At 70.9% G+C, this 23,139-nt stretch carries 18 protein-coding genes and 1 pseudogene; 9 read left to right on the top strand and 10 right to left on the bottom strand.

Annotated features, from left to right (window positions below; translation table 11 throughout):
* Positions 1-286 precede the first annotated feature (286 nt).
* The 6 genes from COUCH_RS10600 to COUCH_RS10575 all read left to right on the top strand — a co-directional run bounded on the left by COUCH_RS10600 (position 287) and on the right by COUCH_RS10575 (position 9,224).
* A complete protein-coding gene (locus tag COUCH_RS10600) occupies positions 287-2,857 on the top strand; it encodes a carboxylate--amine ligase/circularly permuted type 2 ATP-grasp protein (RefSeq protein ID WP_249611896.1) in 2,571 nt (856 codons plus the stop codon).
* A 55-nt stretch (positions 2,858-2,912) separates the two neighbouring features.
* Positions 2,913-4,688 (top strand): N-acetylglutaminylglutamine amidotransferase, encoded by a 1,776-nt coding sequence (locus COUCH_RS10595; protein WP_249611895.1) that lies wholly within the window; start codon positions 2,913-2,915, stop codon positions 4,686-4,688.
* Between the two features lie 20 nt (positions 4,689-4,708).
* Entirely contained in the window at positions 4,709-6,469 is a 1,761-nt protein-coding gene (locus COUCH_RS10590; protein ID WP_249611894.1) for a S9 family peptidase, read from the top strand.
* A 118-nt stretch (positions 6,470-6,587) separates the two neighbouring features.
* On the top strand, positions 6,588-7,910 hold the full coding sequence (locus tag COUCH_RS10585) for an MFS transporter (RefSeq protein ID WP_249611893.1): 1,323 nt from the start codon (positions 6,588-6,590) through the stop codon (positions 7,908-7,910).
* A gap of 64 nt (positions 7,911-7,974) precedes the next feature.
* Positions 7,975-8,712, top strand: coding sequence for a hypothetical protein (locus COUCH_RS10580; protein ID WP_249611892.1), 738 nt, complete (start codon positions 7,975-7,977; stop codon positions 8,710-8,712).
* A gap of 11 nt (positions 8,713-8,723) precedes the next feature.
* Positions 8,724-9,224, top strand: a complete 501-nt coding sequence (locus COUCH_RS10575; protein WP_249611891.1) for a mycothiol transferase — start codon at positions 8,724-8,726, stop codon at positions 9,222-9,224.
* 187 nt (positions 9,225-9,411) lie between these two features.
* Here COUCH_RS10575 and COUCH_RS10570 read toward each other — a convergent pair whose 3' ends face one another.
* From COUCH_RS10570 to COUCH_RS10535, 8 genes are all read right to left on the bottom strand, one after another.
* Complete coding sequence (locus COUCH_RS10570) at positions 9,412-9,633, bottom strand: helix-turn-helix transcriptional regulator (protein ID WP_249611890.1); 222 nt, start codon at positions 9,631-9,633, stop codon at positions 9,412-9,414.
* A gap of 10 nt (positions 9,634-9,643) precedes the next feature.
* Positions 9,644-10,057 carry a hypothetical protein gene (locus COUCH_RS10565; RefSeq protein WP_249611889.1) on the bottom strand — a complete coding sequence of 138 codons (414 nt, stop codon included), beginning with the start codon at positions 10,055-10,057 and terminating at the stop codon, positions 9,644-9,646.
* 104 nt (positions 10,058-10,161) lie between these two features.
* Complete coding sequence (locus COUCH_RS10560; protein ID WP_249611888.1) at positions 10,162-11,628, bottom strand: ATP-binding protein; 1,467 nt, start codon at positions 11,626-11,628, stop codon at positions 10,162-10,164.
* Complete coding sequence (locus COUCH_RS10555) at positions 11,625-13,283, bottom strand: FAD-dependent oxidoreductase (protein ID WP_249611887.1); 1,659 nt, start codon at positions 13,281-13,283, stop codon at positions 11,625-11,627. Before COUCH_RS10555 ends, COUCH_RS10560 begins: the two co-directional genes overlap by 4 nt.
* Positions 13,284-13,300: 17 nt before the next feature.
* A complete protein-coding gene (locus tag COUCH_RS10550; RefSeq protein ID WP_249611886.1) occupies positions 13,301-13,594 on the bottom strand; it encodes a UBP-type zinc finger domain-containing protein in 294 nt (97 codons plus the stop codon).
* Complete coding sequence (locus COUCH_RS10545; RefSeq protein WP_249611885.1) at positions 13,591-14,796, bottom strand: NAD(+)/NADH kinase; 1,206 nt, start codon at positions 14,794-14,796, stop codon at positions 13,591-13,593. The genes COUCH_RS10550 and COUCH_RS10545 overlap by 4 nt, the downstream gene beginning before the upstream one ends.
* Before the next feature lie 103 nt (positions 14,797-14,899).
* Entirely contained in the window at positions 14,900-15,631 is a 732-nt protein-coding gene (locus COUCH_RS10540; protein WP_346015978.1) for a class I SAM-dependent methyltransferase, read from the bottom strand.
* Between the two features lie 67 nt (positions 15,632-15,698).
* Positions 15,699-15,902, bottom strand: coding sequence for a cold-shock protein (locus COUCH_RS10535; RefSeq protein WP_249611884.1), 204 nt, complete (start codon positions 15,900-15,902; stop codon positions 15,699-15,701).
* 304 nt (positions 15,903-16,206) lie between these two features.
* Here COUCH_RS10535 and COUCH_RS10530 point away from each other — a divergent pair, with 304 nt between their 5' ends.
* Together COUCH_RS10530 and COUCH_RS10525 are read left to right on the top strand one after the other, a co-directional pair.
* Positions 16,207-17,754 carry a ricin-type beta-trefoil lectin domain protein gene (locus COUCH_RS10530; RefSeq protein WP_249611883.1) on the top strand — a complete coding sequence of 516 codons (1,548 nt, stop codon included), beginning with the start codon at positions 16,207-16,209 and terminating at the stop codon, positions 17,752-17,754.
* A 179-nt stretch (positions 17,755-17,933) separates the two neighbouring features.
* Positions 17,934-19,568 carry a beta-1,3-glucanase family protein gene (locus COUCH_RS10525; RefSeq protein WP_249611882.1) on the top strand — a complete coding sequence of 545 codons (1,635 nt, stop codon included), beginning with the start codon at positions 17,934-17,936 and terminating at the stop codon, positions 19,566-19,568.
* Between the two features lie 51 nt (positions 19,569-19,619).
* Here the strand turns inward: COUCH_RS10525 and COUCH_RS10520 are convergent, their stop codons facing one another.
* Together COUCH_RS10520 and COUCH_RS10515 are read right to left on the bottom strand one after the other, a co-directional pair.
* Complete coding sequence (locus COUCH_RS10520; RefSeq protein WP_249611881.1) at positions 19,620-20,900, bottom strand: multidrug effflux MFS transporter; 1,281 nt, start codon at positions 20,898-20,900, stop codon at positions 19,620-19,622.
* Positions 20,901-21,066: 166 nt separating this feature from the next.
* Positions 21,067-21,309 (bottom strand): hypothetical protein, encoded by a 243-nt coding sequence (locus COUCH_RS10515; RefSeq protein WP_249611880.1) that lies wholly within the window; start codon positions 21,307-21,309, stop codon positions 21,067-21,069.
* Between the two features lie 899 nt (positions 21,310-22,208).
* On the opposite strand from COUCH_RS10515, the pseudogene COUCH_RS10510 reads away from it, so the two are divergent.
* A pseudogene (locus tag COUCH_RS10510) lies at positions 22,209-22,484 on the top strand (immunity 53 family protein); the annotation flags it as partial.
* Between the last annotated feature and the right edge of the window lie 655 nt (positions 22,485-23,139).

Raw genomic sequence — 23,139 nt, 5'->3', positions numbered from 1 at the left:
CATTTCCATCCGAGCTAACGCTCGTTAATGGTGTCCCGGAGGCTAGGGGCGGCGCCACCGGGCGCCCTAGCGTTCGTGAAGAATTGCACAAGCCCACGCGCAGCTCGGCGTGGAAGAGCGTGACATCGAGCAGCCGTGCGCACGCCACGCCGGCCCGCGGGGTCCCGGTGTCGTCCCCGTCATGCTTGATCGCCGCCGGAAATGGGCACGTCACAGGTTCGGTACATGGGCTGGCGAGGCTCCGGGGAAGAGCTGACGACATAGGCGGTCTTGCATGACGGAGTCATTGAGTATCAGCACGGGCGGCGGCGAACCCACCCTCGGCACGAAGCTCACGCTCGGCGTGGAGGAGGAGCTGCACGTCGTGGATCTGCGGACCCGCGAGCTCGTGCCGCGGGCGCCGCAGATCCTGGAGCAGCTCGACCCCGAGAGCTTCTCCGCGGAGCTGCACCGGTCGGTGGTGGAGACGAACACGCCGGTCGCCGGCTCGCTGGACGAGCTGCGGGACGGCGTCATCGGGTTGCGCCGCCGCGCCATCGGCATCGCCGAGTCCCTGGGGCTGGGCCTGGTCGCGGCCGGCACGGTGCCGATCGTGGACCTCGACTCGCTGCCGGTCACGCCCACCTCGCGCTACCGCCGGATGGTCGACGAGTACCAGATGCTCGCCCGCGAGCAGCTCATCTGCGGCGCCCAGGTGCACGTGGGCATCACCGACCGCGACGAGGCGGTGTCGATCGCTCAGCGGGTCAGCCCGGCGCTGCCCGTCCTGCTCGCGCTGTCGGCCAGCTCGCCGTACTGGATGGGAGAGGACAGCGGGTACGCCAGCGTGCGCTCGCTCGTCTGGATGCGCTGGCCGACGGCCGGCGACAGCGGCGCCGTCACCGGCGCGGCCGACCACGACGCCCTGGTCGCCGACCTCATCGCCTCCGGCACGATCAGCGACCCCAAGATGGTCTACTTCGACGTCCGCCCGTCGGCACACCTGCCGACCGTGGAGCTGCGGGTCACCGACTCCAGCCCGGACGCGGACACCGTCGTGCTCCTCGCCGGACTGTTCCGCGGCCTGGTGCTGCGCGCGCGCCAGGAGTACCGCGCCGGGAAGCCGCTCGTACCGACCCGCCCGCCGCTGCACCGCGCCGCGATGTGGCGGGCCGCGCGCTCCGGCCTGGAGGGCGACCTGCTCGACCTGCCCCGCTCGCCGGTGCCGGTGCCGGCCGCGGTAGCCGTGGAGCGCCTCGTCGGCGACCTGCGCCCGCAGCTGGAGGAGCTGGGCGACTGGGAGCAGGTGTACGACCTGGCGGTGCAGACGCTCAGCCGGGGCAGCTCCGCCGCCCGCCAGCGCCGGGCCATGGCACGCCGCGGACGCATCTCCGACGTGGTCGACCTGGTCGTGGCCGACACCCGGGGCGGCGCCACCGGCATCGGACCCGGCGGGCAGACCGTACCGGCCGGGCTCACCCCGTACGCGGCGGAGGGTGACGAGGCGTTCCCGGGCGGCGACGTCGTGCCGGCGTACCAGGGGATCCTCGACGTGCTGAGCGCGCTCGGCCCGGCCGGGCTGCGCCGCCGCGAGGACGCCAAGGACGACGAGCAGCGCGCCCGCGGGATCACGTTCAGCGTGGCCGGCGAGGCCGCCACCCGGCTCTTCCCGTTCGACCTGGTCCCGCGGACCGTGCCGGCGGGCGACTGGGGCCGGCTGCGCGGCGGGCTGATCCAGCGGGTCCGCGCGCTCGACGCGTTCGTCAACGACGTGTACGGCGACCGTACGGTGGTCCGCGACGGCGTCGTGCCGGAATGGGTGATCGACGGCTCGCCCGAGCTGCGGCCCAGCGGTGCCCTGGTCAGCCGCCCCGGCGTGCGCGCGCAGGTGGCCGGCGTCGACCTCGTCCGCGACGGCGAGGGCAACTGGTGCGTGCTGGAGGACAACCTGCGGGTGCCGTCCGGGATCGCGTACGCGATGCAGAACCGCCGCCTCACCGAGGCGGTCCTGCCCGAACTGCCGTACCCGCCGGGTTTGCTGAGCCCGGAGCGCACGCCGCAGCTGCTCAAGCAGGCCCTGCTCGACGCGGCGGGCCCGGCGGCCGGGGACGACCCGCGCCTGGTGGTGCTCAGCCAGGGCCCCGACGACTCGGCGTGGTTCGAGCACCGGATGCTGGCCGAGGAGATGGGCGTGCCGCTGGTGCGCAGCACCGACCTGCTCGTCGACGAGGGCGTGCTGCACCGCATCGCCAACGGCCGCAAGCACCGCGTCGACGTGGTGTACCTGCGCATGGGCGAGGACAGCCTGGTGCACTCCCCCGGCGCCGACGGGATGCCGCTGGGCCCGAGCCTCGTCGCGGCGCTGCACGCCGACACCGTCGTGCTGGCGAACGCGCTGGGCAACGGCATCGGCGACGACAAGGCCGTGTACGCCTACGTCCCCCGGCTCATCGAGTACTACCTCGGGGAGAAGCCGCTGCTCGCGGACGTGCCGACGTACCTGTGCGGGATCCCGGAGCAGCGCGCGGAGGTGCTGGACCGGCTCGACGAGCTGGTCTGCAAGCCGGTGGACGGCTACGGCGGCGACCGCATCGTCATCGGACCGCACGCCGGCCCCGAGGACCTCGCCGCGGTACGCCGCCAGATCCGTACGGCCCCGCACCGCTGGGTGGCCCAGGAGGTGGTGGACCTGTCGACCGCCCCCGTGTTCGACGGCCACCAGCTGGCGCCGCGCCACGTCGACCTGCGCGCCTTCGTCTTCACCGGCCGCGAGTCGGTGGTCGCCCCCGCGGCCCTGACCCGGGTCGCCCCCGCCGGGAGCATGATCGTGAACTCCTCCCGCGGCGGCGGCTCCAAGGACACGTGGCTGCTCAGCTAAGCCCTTTACTGCCTGGAAATCCACCCGAAACGGGAACCGTGGAGGTTGATCAATCATGTGCGGAATCGCCGGCGAGCTCAGGTTCGACGACCGGGCTGCCGATCCCGAGGCGGTCCGGCGGATGCTGCCGTCCCTGGAGTCGCGCGGCCCCGACGGTGAGGGCCTGTGGCACCGCGGCGGAGTCGCGTTCGGCCATCGCCGACTCAAGATCATCGACCTCTCCGAGGCCGGCGCGCAGCCGATGACCGACGAGCAGCTGGGCCTCACGCTGGTCTTCAACGGCTGCATCTACAACTACAAGCAGCTGCGCGAGGAACTGCAGGGCCACGGCTACACGTTCTTCTCGAACTCCGACACCGAGGTGATCCTCAAGGCGTACCACCGGTGGGGCGCCGACTGCGTGCAGCACTTCCTCGGCATGTTCGCCTTCGCGATCACCGAGCACGCCACCGGCACGGTCATGCTCGCGCGCGACCGGCTGGGCATCAAGCCGATGTACCTCGCCGAGACGCCCGGCCGCCTGCGCTTCGCGTCGACGCTGCCCGCGCTGCTCGCCGCGGGCGACGTCGACACCTCGATCGACAAGGTCGCGCTGCAGCACTACATGACGTTCCACTCGGTGGTGCCGGCGCCGCGCACGATCGTCTCCGGTGTCCGCAAGCTGCCGCCGGCGACCGTACGCGTCATCCGCCCCGACGGCACCAGCACCTCGACGGTCTACTGGGAGGCCTCGCACACCCGCACCGACACCCCGTCGAGCCGCGAGGAGTGGGCCGAGGCGATCCACGCCGGGCTGCGTACGGCCGTGGAGCGCCGGATGGTCGCCGACGTGCCGGTCGGGGTGCTGCTCTCCGGCGGCCTGGACTCGTCGTACATCGTGGCGCTCCTGGCCGAGCGGGGGCAGCGCGGGCTGACCACCTTCTCCATCGGCTTCGAGTCCGCGGCCGGCGAGAGCGGCGACGAGTTCGCGTACTCCGACATCATCGCCAAACAGTTCGACACCCGGCACCACCAGATCCGCATCGGCAAAGACCGGTTCCTGCCCGCGGTGGCGCGCACGGTGGCGGCGATGAGCGAGCCGATGGTCAGCCACGACTGCATCGCGTTCAACCTGCTCAGCGAGGACGTCTCGAAGCAGGTCACGGTCGTGCAGTCGGGCCAGGGCGCCGACGAGATCCTGGCCGGCTACAGCTGGTACCCGCCGCTCGCGGACGTGCCTCGCGAGCAGGCCGTCGACGCGTACGCGAAAGAGTTCTTCGACCGCCCGCACAGTGACCTGGCCCGCCAGCTGAACCCGGAGTGGTTCCTGGACGAGGACGTCAGCCGCGACGTCGTCGCGGCGAGCTTCGGCCGGCCCGCGGCGACCACCGCGGTCGACGCGGCGTTGCGGCTGGACTCACAGGTGATGCTCGTCGACGATCCCGTCAAACGAGTGGACAACATGACGATGGCGTGGGGGCTGGAGGCGCGCGTACCGTTCCTGGACCACGAGCTCGTCGAGCTCGCGGCGGCCTGCCCACCGGAGCTGAAGCTGGCCCAGGGCGGCAAGGGAGTGCTCAAGGACGCGGCTCGCGGGGTCGTGCCCGACGAGGTGATCGACCGGACCAAGGGCTACTTCCCGGTTCCCGGGATCCGGCACCTCGAAGGACCGATGCTGGAGCTCGTCCGCGACGCTCTGCACGCACCGGCGGCCCGCGCGCGGGGGCTGTTCCGCAAGGAGTACGTTGACGCGCTGCTGGCCGACCCGAACACTGCCCGTACGACCCTCGGGGCGAACCAGCTGTGGCAGCTCGCACTGCTCGAGATGTGGTTGCAGGACAAGGGAATCTAGCCAAGCCGAAGGAGGACCCCATGACCGGTCAGCTCAACCGGGTCGATGTCACCGTGCTGCCCGCCGGGTGGCAGACGCCGGGGTCCTACCCGTCGGAGGTCAGCGGCAGCTGGTCGCCGGCACTGTCGCCGGACGGCCGGCACGCCGCGTACGTGTCGGACCGCAGCGGCACCCCGAAGGTGTGGGTGCAGCCGGTCGGCAGCGACCTGACGTTCCTGGTCGACACCGGTGAGGAGCCGGTGCAGTCGGTGCACTGGTCCACCGGCGGCGGCTGGCTGGCATGTGTGATCGCGCCCGGCGGCGCCCCGCGTACCGAGGTGTGGCTGGTCCGGCCGGACGGCTCCGCGCTGCACCAGGTCGCCGGCTTCGGCGCGGACACCGCGGAGAACGTCCGCTGGCTGCCCGGCCGCCCGCTGCTCGCGGTCACCGAGAACCTGACCACCACGCTGCTGGTGGACGCCGAGCACGGCACCCGGGAGGTGATCGCGGAGGGCGAGCTCGTGTCGCTCTTCGACGTCTCGCCCGACCGCCGCCGCGCCCTGCTGCGACACGGCGCACGCAGCAGCCGGTACGTCGTCGTCCGCGACCTCCGGACCGGCGTCGAGGAGTACGTCACCAGCGGCGAGCAGGCCTGCTTCGGCCCGGACGGCTCGGTGTGGGCGCGCAGCGACGCCGGCGAGCGCCCGGTCCTGCTGCGGACGACCGGGGGCGCCGCCGAGATCCTCGCCGAGGCGCCGGACGCCGAGGTGGAGTCGTTCGCGCTGACCCCGGACGGCTCGCGCGTCGCCGTGCTGTGGAACGCCGGCGGTGGCCTGTCCCGGCTGACCGTCGGCTCCCGGGACGTCGAGCTGCCCGGCACAGTGGTCTCCGGACTCGCCTGGAGCGCCAACGGCAGCACGCTCGCCTTCACCGCGGAGGCGCCCGGCCAGCCGCACGGCGTGTGGACCTGGGACGGCGAGCTGCACCCGGTCTCCGTCGAGCCGCCCGCCCCCGGAGCCGTACGCCCCACCCTGCGCCGTTTCGCCTCCCACGACGGCCTCGAGATCAGCGGCTGGCTGTTCGAGCCGGCGACGCCCGGTCCCCACCCGGCCGTGCTGTGGCTGCACGGCGGCCCGGAGGCCCAGGAACGCCCCGGCCACGGCCCGCTCTTCCAGTCCCTGGTGGACCGTGGCATCGCCGTGTTCGCCGCCAACGTGCGCGGCTCGTCGGGCTTCGGCCGCAGTTTCGTCAACGCCGACAACGGGGCGCTGCGCCGCGCGGCCATCGCCGACGTCGCCGCCTGCGTGGACCACCTCGTGCGCACCGGCGTGGCGGACCCCGCCCGGGTGGGGTGCATGGGGCGCTCGTACGGCGGTTACCTGACGCTGGCCGCGCTGACCACGTACCCGGAGCTGTTCGCGGTGGGCATCGACGTCTGCGGCATGTCGAACTTCGCCACGTTCTACGAGCACACCGAGCCGTGGATCGCGGCGGCGGCCGTGTCCAAGTACGGCGACCCGGTGCACGACGCGGAGCTGCTGCGCGAGCTCTCCCCGATCACCCGCATCGACCGCCTGCGCGCACCGCTGATGGTGGTGCACGGCGAGAACGACAGCAACGTCCCGGTGATCGAGGCGGAGCAGGTCGTCGCGGCGCTCGCGGCACGCGGGGCGGAGCACAAGTACCTGCTGTTCCCGGGCGAGGGGCACGAGCTGCTGCACCGGTCGTCGCGAGCGGAGTATCTACGCGAGACGGTCGGCTGGCTGACCCGGCACCTGCGCGTCCCGTCGCTGCTGGGCTGACGTCCCCCATTCGATACCCCGTGACCGGGCACACGCCCGAATTGTGACGCTCGCCGTTGGCGATCCCGCCCGTCCGCGAAAGGGTGGAGGCACGCGAGCGGACGAGGTGGGGTTTTTCATGCGAGGCGGTGCCCGCTCCTGGGCGGTATGGGCCGTCGGCCTCTCCGCGTACGTGGTGGCTGTGCTGCACCGCACGTCCCTCGGGGTCGCGGGGCTCGACGCGCAGGCGCGGTTCGGCATCGGCGCGAGCGCGCTGGCGTCCTTCGCCGTGCTGCAGCTCCTCGTCTACGCGGGCCTGCAGGTGCCGGTCGGCGTGCTGCTCGACCGCTTCGGTTCGTTGCGGCTGGTGGTCGGCGGCGCGCTGGTGATGGCCGCCGGGCAGGCGCTGATGGCGTTCTCCGACGGTGTCGGCGGGGCCGTCGCCGCCCGGGTGCTCGTCGGCGCGGGTGACGCGATGACGTTCATCAGCGTGCTGCGGCTGGTGCCCCAGTGGTTCCCGGCCCGGCGGGTGCCGGTGGTCACCCAGCTCACCGGCATCGTGGGGCAGGTCGGTCAGGTGCTCAGCGCCGTACCGTTGGCCGCCCTGCTGTCCGGCGCCGGCTGGACCACCGCCTTCATCTCCGCGTCCGCGGCCGGGGTGTTCGTCGCCGTCGTGGCGATGGTGGCGCTGCACGACAGCCCGGAGCGGCGGATCAACACCGGCGAGGCGGTCACCGCGCGCCGGCTCGGCTCGGACCTCGCCACCGCGTGGCGGCATCCCGGCACCCGGTTGGGGCTGTGGACCCACTTCACCACCCAGTTCCCCGGCACGGTGTTCGCGCTGATGTGGGGTTATCCGTTCCTGGTGGCGGGCGAGGGCCTGTCGCGCGGCACCGCCAGCACGATGCTGACGCTGTTCGTGCTCGTCGGCATGATCGGCGGCCCGCTGCTCGGCGTGCTGGTGCAGCGCCACCCGTTGCGCCGCTCGTGGCTGGTGCTGGGCGTGATCGCCATGAACGCGCTCGGCTGGGCGCTGGTGATCGCGTGGCCGGGACGCGCGCCGCTGGCCGTGCTGCTGCTGCTCGTGGTGGCGCTCGGTCTCGGCGGCCCGGGCTCGATGATCGGGTTCGAGTTCGCGCGGACGTTCAACCCGCCGAACCGGCTCGGCACGGCCACCGGCATCGTCAACGTGGGCGGGTTCGTGGCGTCGCTGACCACGATCCTGCTCGTCGGGCTGATCCTGGACGCCCGCACGGGCGGCCGCGCCGGCTACGACATCGCCGACTTCAAGGTCGCCATGTCGGTGCAGTACGCGATCGGCGTGCTCGGCGTGCTCGGCATCCTGCGGACCCGCAGGCTGGCCCGGCAACGACTGGCGGCCGAGGGCGTCCACGTCCGGCCGCTGCGCGAAGTTCTGGCCGAAAGAGGCTGGTTTAGCGCCCAGCGCCTCGGTAAAGGCTGAGTTTCGCGTCCGCACCCGGACGCGTCGTGAGCAGGCTCGGGCAGAGCCTCGATAAGAGGAGGACATGAGCGAGCAGTCACCGGACCGGTTGTGGTCCGGCATCCAGATCAGCAAGGTTGTCGCCGGCACCCTCGCGGCGGTGGCCGCCGCAGTGCTGGGCTCCTTCCTCGGAGTGGCCGGCACCCTCGCCGGCGCCGCGCTGGCCAGCGTGGTGGGCTCCGTGGGGACGCAGCTCTTCGACAACTCCCTCAAGCGCGGCACCCAGCGGCTGCAGACGGTCGCGCCCGCGTTCGTCAAGGCGCCGGCCGCGGTGGGCACCCCACCCGTCGCCGCCGCCACGGAGGAGGAGAAGCCGTCGCACACCGTGCCGCAGGAGCCGGGACGCTTCGCGATCCGGTGGAAGCCGGTCCTCGTCGGAGCGGCCACCGTCTTCATCGTGGCCATGGGTGCGATATTCGCTGTCGAAGCGATGGCCGACCGCTCGCTGAGCTCCATGACGACGGGTCACGACACCCGCGGTGGCAGCACACTGACGAGTGTGTTCTCCAGCGACGAGAAAAAGTCGCCGTCGCCGTCGCCGTCGGAGAGCCCGGCACCTGAGGAGTCCTCCGCACCCGGCACCTCCACCACCGAGTCGCCGGAGCCGAGCGCCACCACCAGCACGCCGGAGCCCACCGAGACCACCACGGCCCCGGCGGAGCCCACCACCGAGGCCCCGCAGCAGACGGACCCGGCCGACCCGGGCAACCAGCAGTTCGACCAGCAGGAGCAGCAACAGCAGCAGGACCCGCCCACCGAATAGGAGGCGCCACCGTGAACGTGAACGATCTGCTCACCGAGGCGTACGGCCGCCTGCCCGACCTCGTCCGGGGCGCGGTCGACGGCCTCACCCCGGAGCAGCTGCGCACCGCGCCGGCCGAGGGCGCCAACACCGTCGGCTGGCTGGTCTGGCACCTCACCCGGGTGCAGGACAGCCACATCGCCGACCTGCTCGGCGAGGACCAGCTCTACGCCACCGGCGACTGGGCGCCCCGCTTCGGCCGCGAGACCGACCCGAGCGACACCGGCTACGGCCACTCGGCGAAGGACGTCGCGGCGGTCCGCCCGGAGAACACCCGGGCGCTGCTCGACTACTACGACGCGGTGCACGCGCGCACGCTGGCGTACCTCGAGGGCCTCAAGCCCGGCGACCTGGACCGCGTCGTGGACGAGGCCTGGGACCCGCCGGTCACCCTGGGCGTCCGCCTGATGAGCATCCTGGACGACGACGTCCAGCACGCCGGCCAGGCCGCGTATGCGCGAGGCCTTCTTTAAGTACGCCCACAGCAGAGGCCCACGCCTGCGGCGCTCCCGCACTCCCACCCCGGGGTGCCGGGGCGCCGCAGTCGTCACGCCACGCGTGTTGCGCACACTCCCAGCCGCGCGACCCCCGGCGCTGTCCCCGACAGGCCTCACCCGACCGGCGGGGACTCCGACCGCTCCGGCCGTCCTACCGAACTTGTCAGCGCGCCGGTGGGACGGCGTGCTGGTCGTCCTCCGGGTCGAAGATCGCTTCGAGGGGCCGGCCGAAAATCCGGGCCAGCCGGAACGCCAGCGGCAGGCTCGGGTCGTAGCGACCGGTCTCCAGGGCGTTGACGGTCTGGCGGGAAACGTCCAGAAGGTCTGCCAGGGCGGCCTGGGTCCATCCACGATCGGTGCGCAGCTGCCGGATGCGGTTCTTCACTGCTGCCCGGTCACCGCGCGGCGATGGCGGTGGCCGCCGCCCAGGAAACCATCCCGGCGCCGAAGGCGATCCAGGGACCGGCGGGCGTACTCAGGCCCGCGATCGTCAGCATGCCCAGGACGACGTAAGCGACCATGGCGACGGCGAAGCCGACGGCGAGGCCGCGGAGCTGGATCAGCTGCGCGTACTCATCGGAGCGACGGAGACCGCGCACCACGGCCCGCACCACGCCGAGGACGGGCAGCACGGGCAGCAACGCCCAGACGAAGCGCCACGGACTCTCGCCGTCGAGGTGTCCCCACGCGACGACGACGACAATGGCGACGACGTAGGCGGCCATGGCGGGAGCCAGGTCGCGGATGTAGGCGACGGCGCGGGCACGATCCCTGCGGCTCGGCACGCTCGTGTCAAGCTCGCTTGTCATGGGTCGACCATGCCCGACCACCGCCGCACATGTCAAGGACGCTTTCCATCGAGCGACCCCGGGGGCAGGGCGGGGGCGGTGACCGCCACCACCCGCCGCGCCGGTCAGCGGGAGGACGGCTCCGCGAGCGGCAGCTTCACCAGGAAGCGGGTGTCCCCCGGCTTCGACTGCAGCACGATGTCGCCACCGTGGCCGTTCACCACGATGCGGTACGAGATGTCCAGGCCCAGGCCCGTCCCCTCGCCCACCGGCTTCGTGGTGAAGAACGGCTCGAAGACCCGCTTGCGCAACTCCTCCGGGACGCCGGGGCCGGTGTCGCCGATCGAGACCACGACGTGGCCGTCCTCGCCGTACGTACGCAGCGTCAGCGTGCCCGCGCCGGCCATGGCCTGAACCGCGTTGTCGATGATGTTGGTCCAGACCTGGTTGAGCTCGGCGGGGTGGGCCGGCACCTGGGGCAGGCCGCGGTCGTACTCCTTGACGACCTTGATCCCCTTGCCGACCTTGTGGCCGAGCATCACGAGCGTGCTGTCCAGGCCGGTGTGCACGTCGATCCACTGGTGCGCGGCGCGGTCGAGCTGCGAGTACTGCTTGGCCGCCGACACCAGGGAGGAGACCCGGCCGGTGGCGTCCTCGATGTCGCTCATCAGCTGCTCGGTCTCCAGCGCGTACCCGATCCAATGGATGGCCTGGTCGAGCAGCTCGGGCGAGCCGACCTTGGCCTCCATGTCGTCGAGGCACGCGACGTCGAGGCCGCCCTGGGCGAAGACCGGGGCGAGGTCCCACCCGCCGGTGACGTTGCGCCGCTCCATCCAGTCGCCGAGCTCGTCCTCCCGGTCGGCGGCCTGCATGGCGGTCAGCTCGGGCGCCTTGGCGGCCCGCTCGATGACCTCCTCCTGCAGCTCCACGAGCGCGTCGAGGCGGTCCGGGTCGACCTTGCCCGCGGCGAGCATGCCCAGCTTGTGGCGCATGCCCGCGACGCGCTGACGCAGCGCGCCGGTCGCCCGCGACGCCGCTGCGGCCGGGTTGTTGAGCTCGTGCATGAGGCCGGCGGACAGGGCGCCCAGCGCGACGAGGCGTTGCCGCTCGCTGATCGCCGCCTGGGTGTTGCGCATGCCGAGCGCGAGCCCCTCCAGCAGGTGGATCGCCATGGGGAACCACTCGCGCATCATCCAGCCGAAGTCGGCGGCGGACAGCACGAAGAAGTCGGCGTCGTCGAGCGCGCGCATCGACGCCATGTACGTACGGGGCACACCCTCGTCACGGATGTACGCCTGGGTCGCGCCCATGTAGACGCCGCGCTGCTCCGTCCGCGAGGTCTGTACGTCGTCCTGGCCGACCCGGCGGCTGAGCGAGATCGTGCCGCTCAGCAGGATCACGAAGATCTCCGCCGGGTCGCCCTCGCGCAGCACCAGGGAGCCGGCCGGCGCGTGCATGGTGCAGCCGTGGTCGGCGATCCAGGTGAGCTGCTCGTCGGTCAGCTTCTCGAACAGGAACAGCGTCTTGAGCTCGGCGATCGTGAGCTTGCCGGGTTCGCAGGGCTGGAGCTGGATTTCCTCGATGTCGCTCACTGTGCCTCCAGGTAACGATGGACCAGCGTGACGGCCATCGCGCCCTCGCCGACCGCCGAGGCCACCCGTTTCACCGAGTTGGCCCGGACGTCGCCGGCGGCGAAGATGCCGGGAACACTGCACTCCAGGTAGAACGGATCGCGGTCGCGATCCCATCCCGCCGGGCGTGTGCCGTTCGTCAACAGGTCCGGCCCGGTGTAGACGAAACCCTTCTCGTCGCGGGCCACCGCGTCGCTCAACCAGTCCGTCCGCGGCTCGGCGCCGATGAAGACGAACAGGTAGCCGCACTCGACCGTCGTGCTGCGGCCGTTCTTGCTGTCGCAGATCGTGATCGCCTGCAGGTGCCCGTCGCCCTGCGCGCCGACCACCTCGCAGCGGGTCCGGACGTGCACGTTGTCGATCTTGTTGAGCTGCTGGATCAGGTAGTACGACATGGACGCCTCGAGCGAGTCGCCGCGCACCAGCAGGGTGACGCTGCGGGCGTACCGGGAGAAGAAGAGCGCCGCCTGCCCGGCCGAGTTCGCCCCGCCGACGATGTAGACGTCGCTGCCGGCGCACGACGGGCCCTCGGTCGACGCGGACCCGTAGTAGACGCCCGAGCCGGTCAGCTCGGCGATGCCGTCGGCGACCAGCGGCCGGTACGCGACCCCGGTGGCCAGCACGATCGAGTGCGCCGACACCTCGCCGCCGTCGCCGAAGGTCAGCGTGCGGGCCGAGCCGTCCAGCCGCAGCCCGGTGACCTCGCGGGTGTTGAGCACCTCCGCCTCGAACTTGCCCGCCTGCCGGCGCGCCCGGTCGGTGAGCTGGGCGCCGGAGATGCCGTCGGGAAAGCCGAGGTAGTTCTCGATGCGGGAGCTCTGCCCGGCCTGCCCGCCGACCGCCTGCCGCTCCACGAGCAGCGTCTTGAGGCCCTCGGAGGCGCCGTACACGGCGGCTCCCAGCCCGGCCGGTCCGCCGCCCACGATGATCAGGTCGTAGAAGTCGCGGTTGGGCGCGGTGGACAGGCCGGCCGCCTCGGCCACCTCGGAGGTGCTCGGCTGCGCCAGCGCCCGGCCGTCGGCCGTCACCACCAGCGGGATCGCCTCGGGGCCCACCCCGGCGGCCTCGAGCAGGCGGCGCCCCTCCGGGTCGTCCGCGCCGAGCCACTTGTACGGCACGAGGTTGCGCGCCAGGAAATCCCGGATCTGGTACGACGGCTCGCTCCAGCGGTGCCCGACGACGCGGATGTCCTCGACTTCGCGGTCACCGGTGGCCTGCCACGCGTCGAGGAGCGCGTCGATGACCGGGTAGAGCTTCTCCTCCGGCGGGTCCCAGGGCTTGAGCAGGTAGTGGTCGACGTCCACCACGTTGATGGCCTGGATGGCGGCGTCGGTGTCGGCGTACGCGGTCAGCAGCGCCCGCCGCGCGTGGGGGAACAGGTCCATCGCCTGCTCCAGGAACTCGATGCCGTTCATCTGCGGCATCCGGTAGTCGGCGAGCATGACGGCGACCCGGCCGCCACGCAGCTTGATGTCCCTGAGCGCCTCCAGGGCGTCGGTCGCCGAGGAGGCCCGGATGATGCGGTAGTTCTCGCCGTAGCGGCGGCGCAGGTCCCGTGCGATCGCCCGGGAGACGGAGGGGTCGTCGTCGACGGTCAGGATGGCGGGGTGACCCATGGAGTTCCTCTGCGTGCTCAGCCGTAGGTGAACGTGGGGGCGTCGGCGACCTTGAAGGCCACCTCGTCCTGGTAGCACCACCACCAGTCCTCACCCGGCTCGTACGACTGCACGAGCGGGTGGGACTCGCCGTGGAAGTGCGCGGTCGCGTGCTTGCCGGGCGACGAGTCGCAGCAGCCGACGTGCCCGCACGTCATGCAGACGCGCAGGTGCACCCAGCGGGCGCCGGCCGCCAGGCACTCCACGCAGCCCTGTCCGGACGGTGTGACGTCGTTCGCCTGGTCGAGGTGGGTGCAGGCGGGTTCGCTCATGAGAGGTTGCCTCCGGTGTGGATGGAGTTCTCGGGACGAGGGTCCGGCGGGGCGGCGAGCACGTCGGCGTACTCGGGGTGACGGTCCAGCCAGCCCGCCACGAACGGGCAGGTGACCACGACGGGGGTGGCGCGCCGGCGGGCGTCGTCGAGGGCGCCCGCGGCGAGCCGGCCGGCCAGCCCGCGCCCCTCGAAGGCCTGGTCGATCTCGGTGTGCGCCAGCTCGACCTGCTGCCCGTGCCGCCGGTAGTGCAGGACGCCGGCCAGCTCTCCGCCGAGCAGCACCTCGTAGCGGGACTGCTCGAAGCTGTCCACCACCACGGCGTCCGACGGGTCGCCGCCGCCGACCTGGGCGCTGCCCTCGACGCGCAGCTTGCGCCGGGCGCGCTCGTAGAACGAGGTCCGGCCGAAGCGGATGACCTGCGCGGCGGCCGGCACGGGGATGATCCGGAGGTGGTCGCCCGCCCCGGCATGGCCCTGGATGATGCCGTCCACCTCGATGGCGAGCCGGCCGCTGGTCGCCGCGACCTCCAGCTCGAGGTGCTCGTCGGGCGAGAGCATCAGCGAGCGGTTGAACGACGAGTGCGCGGCGGACGCGCTGACCAGGATGCCCTCCACGTTCGGCGAGACGATGGGGCCGCCCGCGGAGAAGCTGTACGCCGTCGATCCGGTGGGCGTGGCGACGATCACGGCGTCGGCCGCGTACCGGACGAAGTTGCTGCCCTCGACGGTGATGCCGACGTGCGCGAGCCCGTCGCCGGGCACGCGGACCAGCGCGATGTCGTTGAAGGCCGAGACTTCCCTGCCGTCGGGCAGGACCGTGCGCACCGCCGTCCGCGATTCGACCGTGAACTTGTGCTCGTCGATCGCCGACAGCGCGCCGGGCAGGTCGGGCAGGTCGACCTCGGCGAGGAAGCCGAGCCGGCCGACGTTGACGCCCAGCACCGGGGTCTTGCGCCCCTCGACCAGCCGCATCGTGCGCAGCATGGTGCCGTCACCGCCGAGGCTGACCAGGAGCCCGGCGCGCTCGACCATCTCCTCCGCGGAGACCTCGACGGCGTCGCAGTCGATCCGGGTGATCTCGTCGTGCAGGCCCAGCACGGTCACGTCGCGTGACGCCGCCCATCGCACGATCGCCTCGATGGCCGAGCCGCAGTCCCGCCGGGGATGCAGGACCAGCCCGACGACTTTGACCATGCCCATGCCCACACCCCACGGCTCTCGCGGACCCGTCCCCCGACGGGTCAGCGTTCAGCCTGACACGTTCGACGGGCAACTGCGAGGGCGCGTGCGGGCGGGTCTGGAGCTAGGAGGCCAGCTCGACGGCCACGGGGGTCATGACGCTGACCCATTCCTGCTGATCTCCGACCGCGCTCGGCTGAATCAGCGGGTACGTCGCCAGCGTGCGCAGCAGGCCGGCGGGCGCATACCCGCGTTGCGGATCGCCGAGCAGCACCGTCGCGCCGCGGCGCATCGCGCGGCCGAGGAACGGCAGCATGCGGGCGGCCATGTCCCCGCTGTACAGGCAGTCACCGGCCAGGACGAGATCGACCTCGCCGCCGTCGCCGCCGGTCAGGTCCTCGGCCGAGATGTGGACGGACACGCCGTTGGCGTTGGCGTTGGCGTGCATGGCGGCCACGGCGTACGGGTCGATGTCGTTGGCCACCACCTCGGCGGCGCCGGCGTGCGCGGCGGCGATGGCGACCAGACCCGATCCGGAGGCGAGGTCCAGCACCCGGCGGCCGGCCACGAGCTGCGGGTGGTCGAGCACGTAGCGGGCCAGGCCCTGGCCGCCGGCCCAGGCGGTGGCCCAGAACGGCGCGGGCAGCGGGTGACCGGCCTCGGCCTCGAGGCGCGCCCAGAGCAGGACGGCGTCCTCGGCGAGGAACAGGTGGACCTCGGGCACCAGCGCGGGCGCCTGCAGGCGCAGCGCGTCGCTCTGCGGGGCACGCGCGGGGGACGAGGCGTTGCGCAGCAGCCGCCGCTGGAGCGGGCTGTGCGTGTCCGCCGGGTAGGGAGCACCTGTGTAGGTCTTCACACGCCTCGATTCTCGTACGGAGTGGACCGGCGGGCCGCGGTCGCGGCCCGCCGTCGTGCCACGCTCGTCAGATCACCCGGATGTTGCTGGCCTGCAGGCCCTTGGCGCCCTGGGTGACGTCGAACTCCACGCGCTGGTTCTCCTCGAGGGAGCGGTACCCGTCCGACGCGATGGCGGAGAAGTGGGCGAACACGTCGGGCTGCCCACCGTCCTGGGTGATGAAGCCGAAGCCCTTGTCCGCGTTGAACCATTTCACCGTGCCGACAGCCATGCCGCACTCCTTCACCATGGGGGCGCGCACCGCGCGAGCCCCGCCGCGCCGCTCCGACCCCGCCCGAACCGGGACAGCCTCCGGCCCGAACCGGGACGGAGACGACAAACGCCCGGTGGGATCAGATACCCACCAGGCGCTGGCAAATATACGAAGTCGGAACCGCGACCCGGCAACATTACCACGCGTCACCACCGTCGAAATCTCTCAACTTTCTTGACAGATCCGTTAACTATCGACAAACTCCGATGCTAGAGAGCGCTCTCCTTCCTCGATTCCCCCAGATCAGCGAAGGACTTCCCCCATGTCCCGTGCCCTGAAAGCGCTCGGCCTCGGCGCCGCGGCGCTCACCGCCATCGGCGTGCTACCGGCGCCCAGTCTCGCCGCACCCATACCGGCGCCTGCCGCACCCACCGCGGCGCCCCGGTTCGACATGGCCCCGGGCATGGTGGCGGCGATGCGCCGCGACCTGGGGCTCAGCGACGATCAGATCGCCGCCCGCCTCGCCACCGAGGCCGCCGCGCCGGTCGTGGAGAAGCGCCTGCGCACGAAGCTGGGCGGGACCTTCGCCGGCGCCTGGATCCCCCGCGGCGCCGACCGGCTCACCGTCGCGGTCACCGACGCGCGCCAGGCCGCCGCGGTCCGCGCCGAGGGCGCCGTGCCGAAGATCGTCGGCCGGAGCGCGGCCGACCTGGAGGCATCCCGCGCCCGGCTGGACCGCAACGCCGCGAAAGCGCAGGGTACGGCGATCCGCGGCTGGTACGTCGACGTCGCCTCGAACAGCCTGGTGGTGATGGCCAAGCCGGGCGCGTCGGCACAGGCGCGCTCCTTCGCGGCCGCCAGCGGCGCGGGCTCGGTGACGGTGGCCGACGCCGCCGAGCAGCCCAAGCCGATGTACGACATCCGCGGCGGCGACCAGTACGTCATCAACGGCAACACGCTGTGCTCGGTGGGCTTCGCGGTCGCGGGCGGCTTCGTCAGCGCCGGTCACTGCGGCGGCGTGAACAGCCCGACGCTCGGCTACAACAACGTCTCGCAGGGCACCTTCGCCGGCTCCTCGTTCCCGGGCAACGACTACTCGTGGATCCGGACGAACAGCAACTGGACGCCCCAGCCGTGGGTCAACAACTACTCCGGTGGCAACGTTGTCGTCGCCGGCTCGCAGGAGGCCGCGGTCGGCAGCTCGGTGTGCCGCTCCGGCCGGACCACCGGGTGGCGCTGCGGCACGATCCTCGGCCGCGACGAGACCATTGTGTACGCCCAGGGCTCCGTCTCCGGCCTCGCGCGCAGCAACGCGTGCGCCGAGCCGGGCGACTCCGGCGGCTCCTGGATCTCCGGCAACCAGGCGCAGGGCGTGACCTCCGGCGGTACGGGCAACTGCTCCTCCGGCGGCACGATGTGGTTCCAGCCCGTCAACGAGATCCTCGGCGTGTACGGCCTCTCGCTCACCACCAGCGGCGGCGGCTCCAGCACCAGCTCGGTGGTCAGCAACTGGAACAACAAGTGCATCGACGTACCGAACGCGAACTTCGCCGACGGCGTGCAGCTGCAGATGTACACCTGCAACGGCACCGCCGCGCAGAAGTGGACATTCGTGAACGGCACGCTGCAGACGTCGAACAACAAGTGCATGGACGTGGCGTGGGGCTCGACGGCGAACGGTGCGGCGATCCAGATCGTCGGCTGCAGCGGCAACCCGGCGCAGCAGTTCGTCCTCTCCGCCGCGGGTGACCTCGTCAACCCGCAGGCGAACAAGTGCGTCGACATCAAGGAGTGGAACGGCAACGACGGCGCACTTCTGCACCTGTGGGACTGCGTCGGCGGCGCGAACCAGAAGTGGCGCCGCGCCTAACTCACACCCGGAAAAGTGTTATCGCCCGCCGGTTTCGCGATGCGCGACCGGCGGGCGACCCTTCGTGTCCGTGATCCCTTACGGAACCTTTAATGATCGTCTTAAAAAACCGTCGGCACGGTAAAGACTCCTGATAATTACGGGGACTTCACATCCCCTTGACGGAGGCACTACCCCCCATGCGCCGCAAGCGAACACTCATCCTCTCGACAGCCGCCGTGGTGGCCGCCGGGGCCACCGCCTGGATCGCCATGCCGGCGTCCGCGGCGGCCACCACGGCGGTCTTCTCGAAGACGTCCGACTGGGGCTCCGGCTGGCAGGGCGGCGTGACGATCACCAACGGCGGCCCGAAGGCGATGAGCTCCTGGAAGGTCGAGTTCGACCTGCCCGCGGGCGCCACGATCGGCAGCTTCTGGGAAGCCGACATGGCCGCCAGCGGCCAGCACCGCACGTTCACCAACCGCGCCTGGAACGGCGCCGTCCCGGTCGACGGCAAGGTGACGTTCGGCTTCATCGGCTCCGGCGGCAACCCGCTCAACTGCAAGCTCAACGGCCAGCCGTGCAGCGGCGGCGGCGCGCCGGCACCGACGACCGCCCCCACGGTCGCGCCGACGTCCTACCGCCCCGTGCCGCCCCCGGTGACCACAGCGCCCACCACGAAACCCCCGGCCGCGACGCCCACCACGACGAAGCCCGCGGACAACCCGAGCCCGCCGCCGGCCTCGAACCTGCTCCCGGTCAAGGTCACCAACGACACGGGCCGCTCCGACGCCGTCTTCCTGTACGTCCTCGGCGTCAACCTGAGCACCGGCAAGCTGGGCTACGTCAACGCCGGCGGCACCTTCACCCCGTGGACCGGCGGCGCGGCCGTACCGGTGCCGGCGCCGGACGTGTCGATCCCCGGGCCGGCCAACGGCTCCAGCACCACCATCAAGATGCCGAAGAACCTGTCCGGCCGGCTCTACATGTCGTTCGGCAAGAAGCTGGACTTCCGGCTCAGCACCGACGGGCTGGTGCAGCCGGCGCCGTGGGCCGGTGGCGACCCCAACCACGACATCCTGTTCGACTGGAGCGAGTTCACCCTCAACGACTCCGGTCTGTGGCTGAACAGCTCGCAGGTCGACATGTTCGCGATCCCGCACGTCGTCAGCGTCCAGGGCGGCAACGGCGCGACGATCAAGACCGGCGAGCTCAAGGCGGGCGGCCGGCAGAAGGTCATCGACGCGATCAAGGCCCAGCCCGACTTCGCCAAGAGCGTCGTCACCCGCTCCGACGGTACGGTGCTGCGCGTCCTCGCCCCCGGCAAGGCCGCCGACGCCGGACTGATGAGCGCCACGTACCTGGACCCGTACATCAATCGGGCGTGGAACGCGTACACGAGCAAGACCTTGACCGTGGTGCCGTTCGGCGACCAGCCGAACACGAAGTTCTCCGGCCGCACCAGCGGCAACGTCATGAACTTCACCGACGGCAGCGGCAAGGTGGTGGCCTCGTTCACCAAGCCGTCCACGGCCAACGTGTGGGGCTGCGACGGCGCCCTCGGCGCACCGAACGACCTCGTCGTCGGCCCGATCGCCCGGACGCTCTGCGCGGCCATGCAGCGCACCACGCTCGGCACGCTCGACACCCAGCCGAGCGGTACCGCGGCGGACTTCTACAAGGGCGAGCCCAGCAACCACTACGCCAAGGTCATCCACGACCAGATGGCCGACGGCAAGGCGTACGCCTTCGCCTTCGACGACGTGCAGAACCAGGAGTCGCTCGTGCACAGCGGCGACCCGCGCCAGGCCGGCATCGTCATGACGCCGTTCTGATCCGTTCTTCACCGAAGGGCCGCCACACCCGTGGCGGCCCTTCGCCGTTGATCAGTGGGCCGCGGCGAAGGCGACGTCCGTCTGCTCGACAGGGAGGCGGTGCGGCTGGACCACGAGGAAGCAGACAAGCGTGGCGGCGAGCATGCCGCCGAAGACGACGACGGCCATCGCGACCGTGCCCACGCCCAGCACGCCGACCAGCGGTGCGGCCAGCGCGCCGACGCCGAACTGCACCGCGCCGAGCAGCGCAGCGGCCGTACCCGCGGCCTCGCCGTGCCGGTTCAGCGCCAGGGCGGGCGCGTTCGGCATCGCCAGCCCCACCATGGCGAGCACCAGCCAGAGCGGGATCAGGATGCCGACCAGGCCACCGGTCCGCGTGGCGGCCAGCACCAGCAGCACCGAACCGAAGCCCAGGCCGGCCAGCAGCGAACCGCTCAAAATCTGCTGGGGCGTCCAGCGCCGCAGCAGCCGTACGTTGAGCTGGGTGGCGCCGATCAGACCGACCGCGCCACCGGCGAACACGTACGCGAACTGCTGCTCGCTCAGGCCGAAGCCGTCCTGCAGCACGTACGACGAGCCGCTCACGTAGGCGAACAGGGCCGCCATCGCGAGCCCGGCGACCAGGATGAGACCGACGTACACCCGGTCGGTGAACAGCCGGCCGTAGTCCCGCAGGGTGCCGGCGATCCCTCCGCTGCGACGCCGGCCGATCGGCAGCGTCTCGGGCAGGACGGTCGCGCTGGCGGCCATGATCGCGGCGGCGGCGACGGCGAGCACGACGAAGACCCCGCGCCACGAGGTGAACTGCAGCGTCTGACCACCGATGGTCGGAGCCAGAATCGGCGCGACGCCGACGACGAGAATGAGCCGGGAGAAGAGGCGCGCCGCGGCGAACCCGCTGAACAGATCCCGCACGATCGCCATCGCGACCACCGACGCGGCGGCGGCGCCGAGACCCTGCAGCACCCGCAGGGTGCCCAGAACGGCCAGGTTGGGCGCGACTACGCAGAGAACCGAGGCGACCAGGTGCACGCCGACGCCGGCGAGCAAGGGCTTCCGACGCCCCACCGCGTCCGACAGCGGACCTACCACCAACTGACCGAGAGCCAGCCCGACCAGCGTGCCGGTCAGCGTGAGCTGCACCGCAGCCGGGGTCGCGCCGAAGTCATCGGTGATGGTCGGCAGCGCCGGCAGATACATGTCGATGGTGAGCGGACCCAGCGCGGTGAGGAAGCCGAGCACGAGAACGATCCGGAAGCGCCGCCCGGGCGCGAGAAGCTCCCCGGGAGACGCGTCGGTGTCGGGCGGGGATTCGGTGCGAGTCGCAGTCACCCTTGGGACAAGTCGCCCACGGCCCGAATCCTTCCGCCCTGGCCGGGTCGGTAACAGTCGTCACAGACCAGGCGTACAGGCTCCTAGCTGCTGATATTTCCCTTGCGATCTTGTCAGCGTCAGGTTCATCGACGCGTGCAGCGATCACCACATTCCACAGCCTCGCTCACGCGCCTTCGAGGGACCAGCCTCGCATCACGCTGAGGCCCGGCAGCCCCAGATGCACCGCCGAATCGACGCCGTAGCCGGGGGAAACGGATCGGAAGATGGCCGAGAACTGCTCGTCAAGCACGGCCGGGCGGTCGACCGCCTCCGCGACTGCCGGCTCCAACTTCGCAAGAATATCGTCGAAGGCACGACCGGCGAGCGAGCCCAGCGACGCAAGTGGGGATAGTTGCCGTCGGCCCACGGTCTCACAGTCAGCTCAGCTCATCGACGACGTGATCGGTCGTCACGCCAAGCCACCCGTACACGCCCATCCAAGATCTTCAGACTTCAGCCCGCCGTCCCTGAGCTAAGACAACGCTCGATTGACTCGGCGAATCCATTCTTCTGCCGACTGCCGGACCATACTGTCCTCGTCGGCCGACGAAAGAGTCAGGCACTCACGTATTGCTTGGGCTCTTGCCGCATCCATGCTGGCCTCGAACAGAGTTCGGCCCGTAGCCCCTCCGAGATGATCCGCTTGCGCTGGTGTGGCCAACGCCCATGCCGTCAGAAAGAGTCTCCACCCGGCTGAAATCACCGCGAGCAAGGAGTGCCTCGGCAGTTCGCGCGATCACTGCGGTGTCCCGCCCGTCCAACAGAAGCTCCCGAAGCACTGCGTCGACATCCGTGTGGCCGGCACAGGAGCTCAGCTCTTCGCCGGCGCGTACGCGGTCGGACCACAAAGCTGACCGCGCCAGCATCAGGAGTTCGCTCATATCCACGTATTTACCATCCATTCGGAACTCAACAGGCAGGCATCGTCACCAGCTGCCTACATCACCTAGATCGCCGACCGGGTCGACATGAGGCCAACGCTCGGTACACCGCGGCGGCGACCGTAACGCGAACGGCGTCCTATGGCGCGTCGCCCTGGTCCTCGTGCGCTCTCATCAACCCACCCGCAGGTAAGTCGCCCACCGCATCACCGAGGCACACCAAGACCGAGATCATGCGCTGCCTCAAGCGCTACATTGCCCGAGGCCTACTCTTATCTGACTCAGATCCGGCTCACGGACACGGCGGGGGCCACGGATGCACCACGAGTACGACGAGCCAGCGCCTGACGTGTGGGCCTGGTTGCAGGCCTAGTACGTCACACAGTGCGACGGTGAATGGGAGCACGAGTTCGGCATCAAGATCGACACGGTTGACAATCCCGGATGGTCGGTGGACATCGACATCGCCCAGACCAGCCTTGCCGGTAAACCCTACGAAGGCCAGCAGCTTCGCCGTAGCCAGCACGACTGGATCATCACGTGGGAAGAGAACAACCATTTCCGTGCCGCCTGCGGTCCACTGAACCTGGGCGAGGCCCTGCACACGTTCCGCCGATGGGTAAAGATGCACGCCCCTCACCCCTCGAACCGTCGGCTCTGAAGGAAACACGGGCGTTGGGGATCTCGCGACGGCTTCGACAACCACTGAGACAAGGGCATCTAGCTCCGGCTCGGCCGTGCCGATGTAGACCACCCCTCTGAGAGAGTTGAGCGACACCGTTTCCGGCAACCAGTCTCCCAAGGGCCGGTTCCTTCCATGCGGCCTGTCGGGAGACAGTCGTCACAGGCCGCGGGAAGCCCGTTCCAGGCGATCCGCAGCGTCAAAAATGCCACTGCCGTACGAGCGCAGCCTTCGCATCGTCTCGTCGTCCACAGCCCGGAGCGACCGATTCAATTCCACGTTCCCATTCGTGAATTTGATGTGGCCTGCTGGGGGTACGGCTCCGCGCCCATCCTTGGCCCCGTCGGAGATGGGGCAGGCCGCTACCGATGAGGCCGGCGAGTCTCACCAGAACATGCGCGCACTCCGATACGGTTCGACCCGTCTTTGAGAGCCGCGACCTACAGCTATTTGTCACCCGGCTCGTCGAGCGGACGCCATTTGCCGCCACTCCAAGAAGGGTTTCAAGGTAGGCCCTTCGACAGCCTCCGCGCCACAAGCATAGGCCAGCCACCGCAGCTCTTCACACGGAAATACCGGCTCCCCGGAAGAGTCGACCCAAAGCAGTACCGATTCGTCGGACACCCTTGTCAGA

This window comes from Couchioplanes caeruleus (assembly GCF_023499255.1).
GTDB classification, from domain to species: Bacteria; Actinomycetota; Actinomycetes; order Mycobacteriales; family Micromonosporaceae; genus Actinoplanes; species Actinoplanes caeruleus_A.
The sequence above is the reverse complement of the archived record's forward strand: the minus strand, read 5'-3'. Positions and strand labels throughout refer to the sequence as shown.

Coding starts and splice junctions, on each gene's coding strand:
- COUCH_RS10595 (WP_249611895.1), top strand. CDS start 2,913: ATGTGCGGAATCGCCGGCGAGCTCAGGTTCGACGACCGGGCTGCCGAT.
- COUCH_RS10590 (WP_249611894.1), top strand. CDS start 4,709: ATGACCGGTCAGCTCAACCGGGTCGATGTCACCGTGCTGCCCGCCGGG.
- COUCH_RS10585 (WP_249611893.1), top strand. CDS start 6,588: ATGCGAGGCGGTGCCCGCTCCTGGGCGGTATGGGCCGTCGGCCTCTCC.
- COUCH_RS10580 (WP_249611892.1), top strand. CDS start 7,975: ATGAGCGAGCAGTCACCGGACCGGTTGTGGTCCGGCATCCAGATCAGC.
- COUCH_RS10565 (WP_249611889.1), bottom strand. CDS start 10,057: ATGACAAGCGAGCTTGACACGAGCGTGCCGAGCCGCAGGGATCGTGCC.
- COUCH_RS10555 (WP_249611887.1), bottom strand. CDS start 13,283: ATGGGTCACCCCGCCATCCTGACCGTCGACGACGACCCCTCCGTCTCC.
- COUCH_RS10550 (WP_249611886.1), bottom strand. CDS start 13,594: ATGAGCGAACCCGCCTGCACCCACCTCGACCAGGCGAACGACGTCACA.
- COUCH_RS10545 (WP_249611885.1), bottom strand. CDS start 14,796: ATGGGCATGGTCAAAGTCGTCGGGCTGGTCCTGCATCCCCGGCGGGAC.
- COUCH_RS10535 (WP_249611884.1), bottom strand. CDS start 15,902: ATGGCTGTCGGCACGGTGAAATGGTTCAACGCGGACAAGGGCTTCGGC.
- COUCH_RS10530 (WP_249611883.1), top strand. CDS start 16,207: ATGTCCCGTGCCCTGAAAGCGCTCGGCCTCGGCGCCGCGGCGCTCACC.
- COUCH_RS10525 (WP_249611882.1), top strand. CDS start 17,934: ATGCGCCGCAAGCGAACACTCATCCTCTCGACAGCCGCCGTGGTGGCC.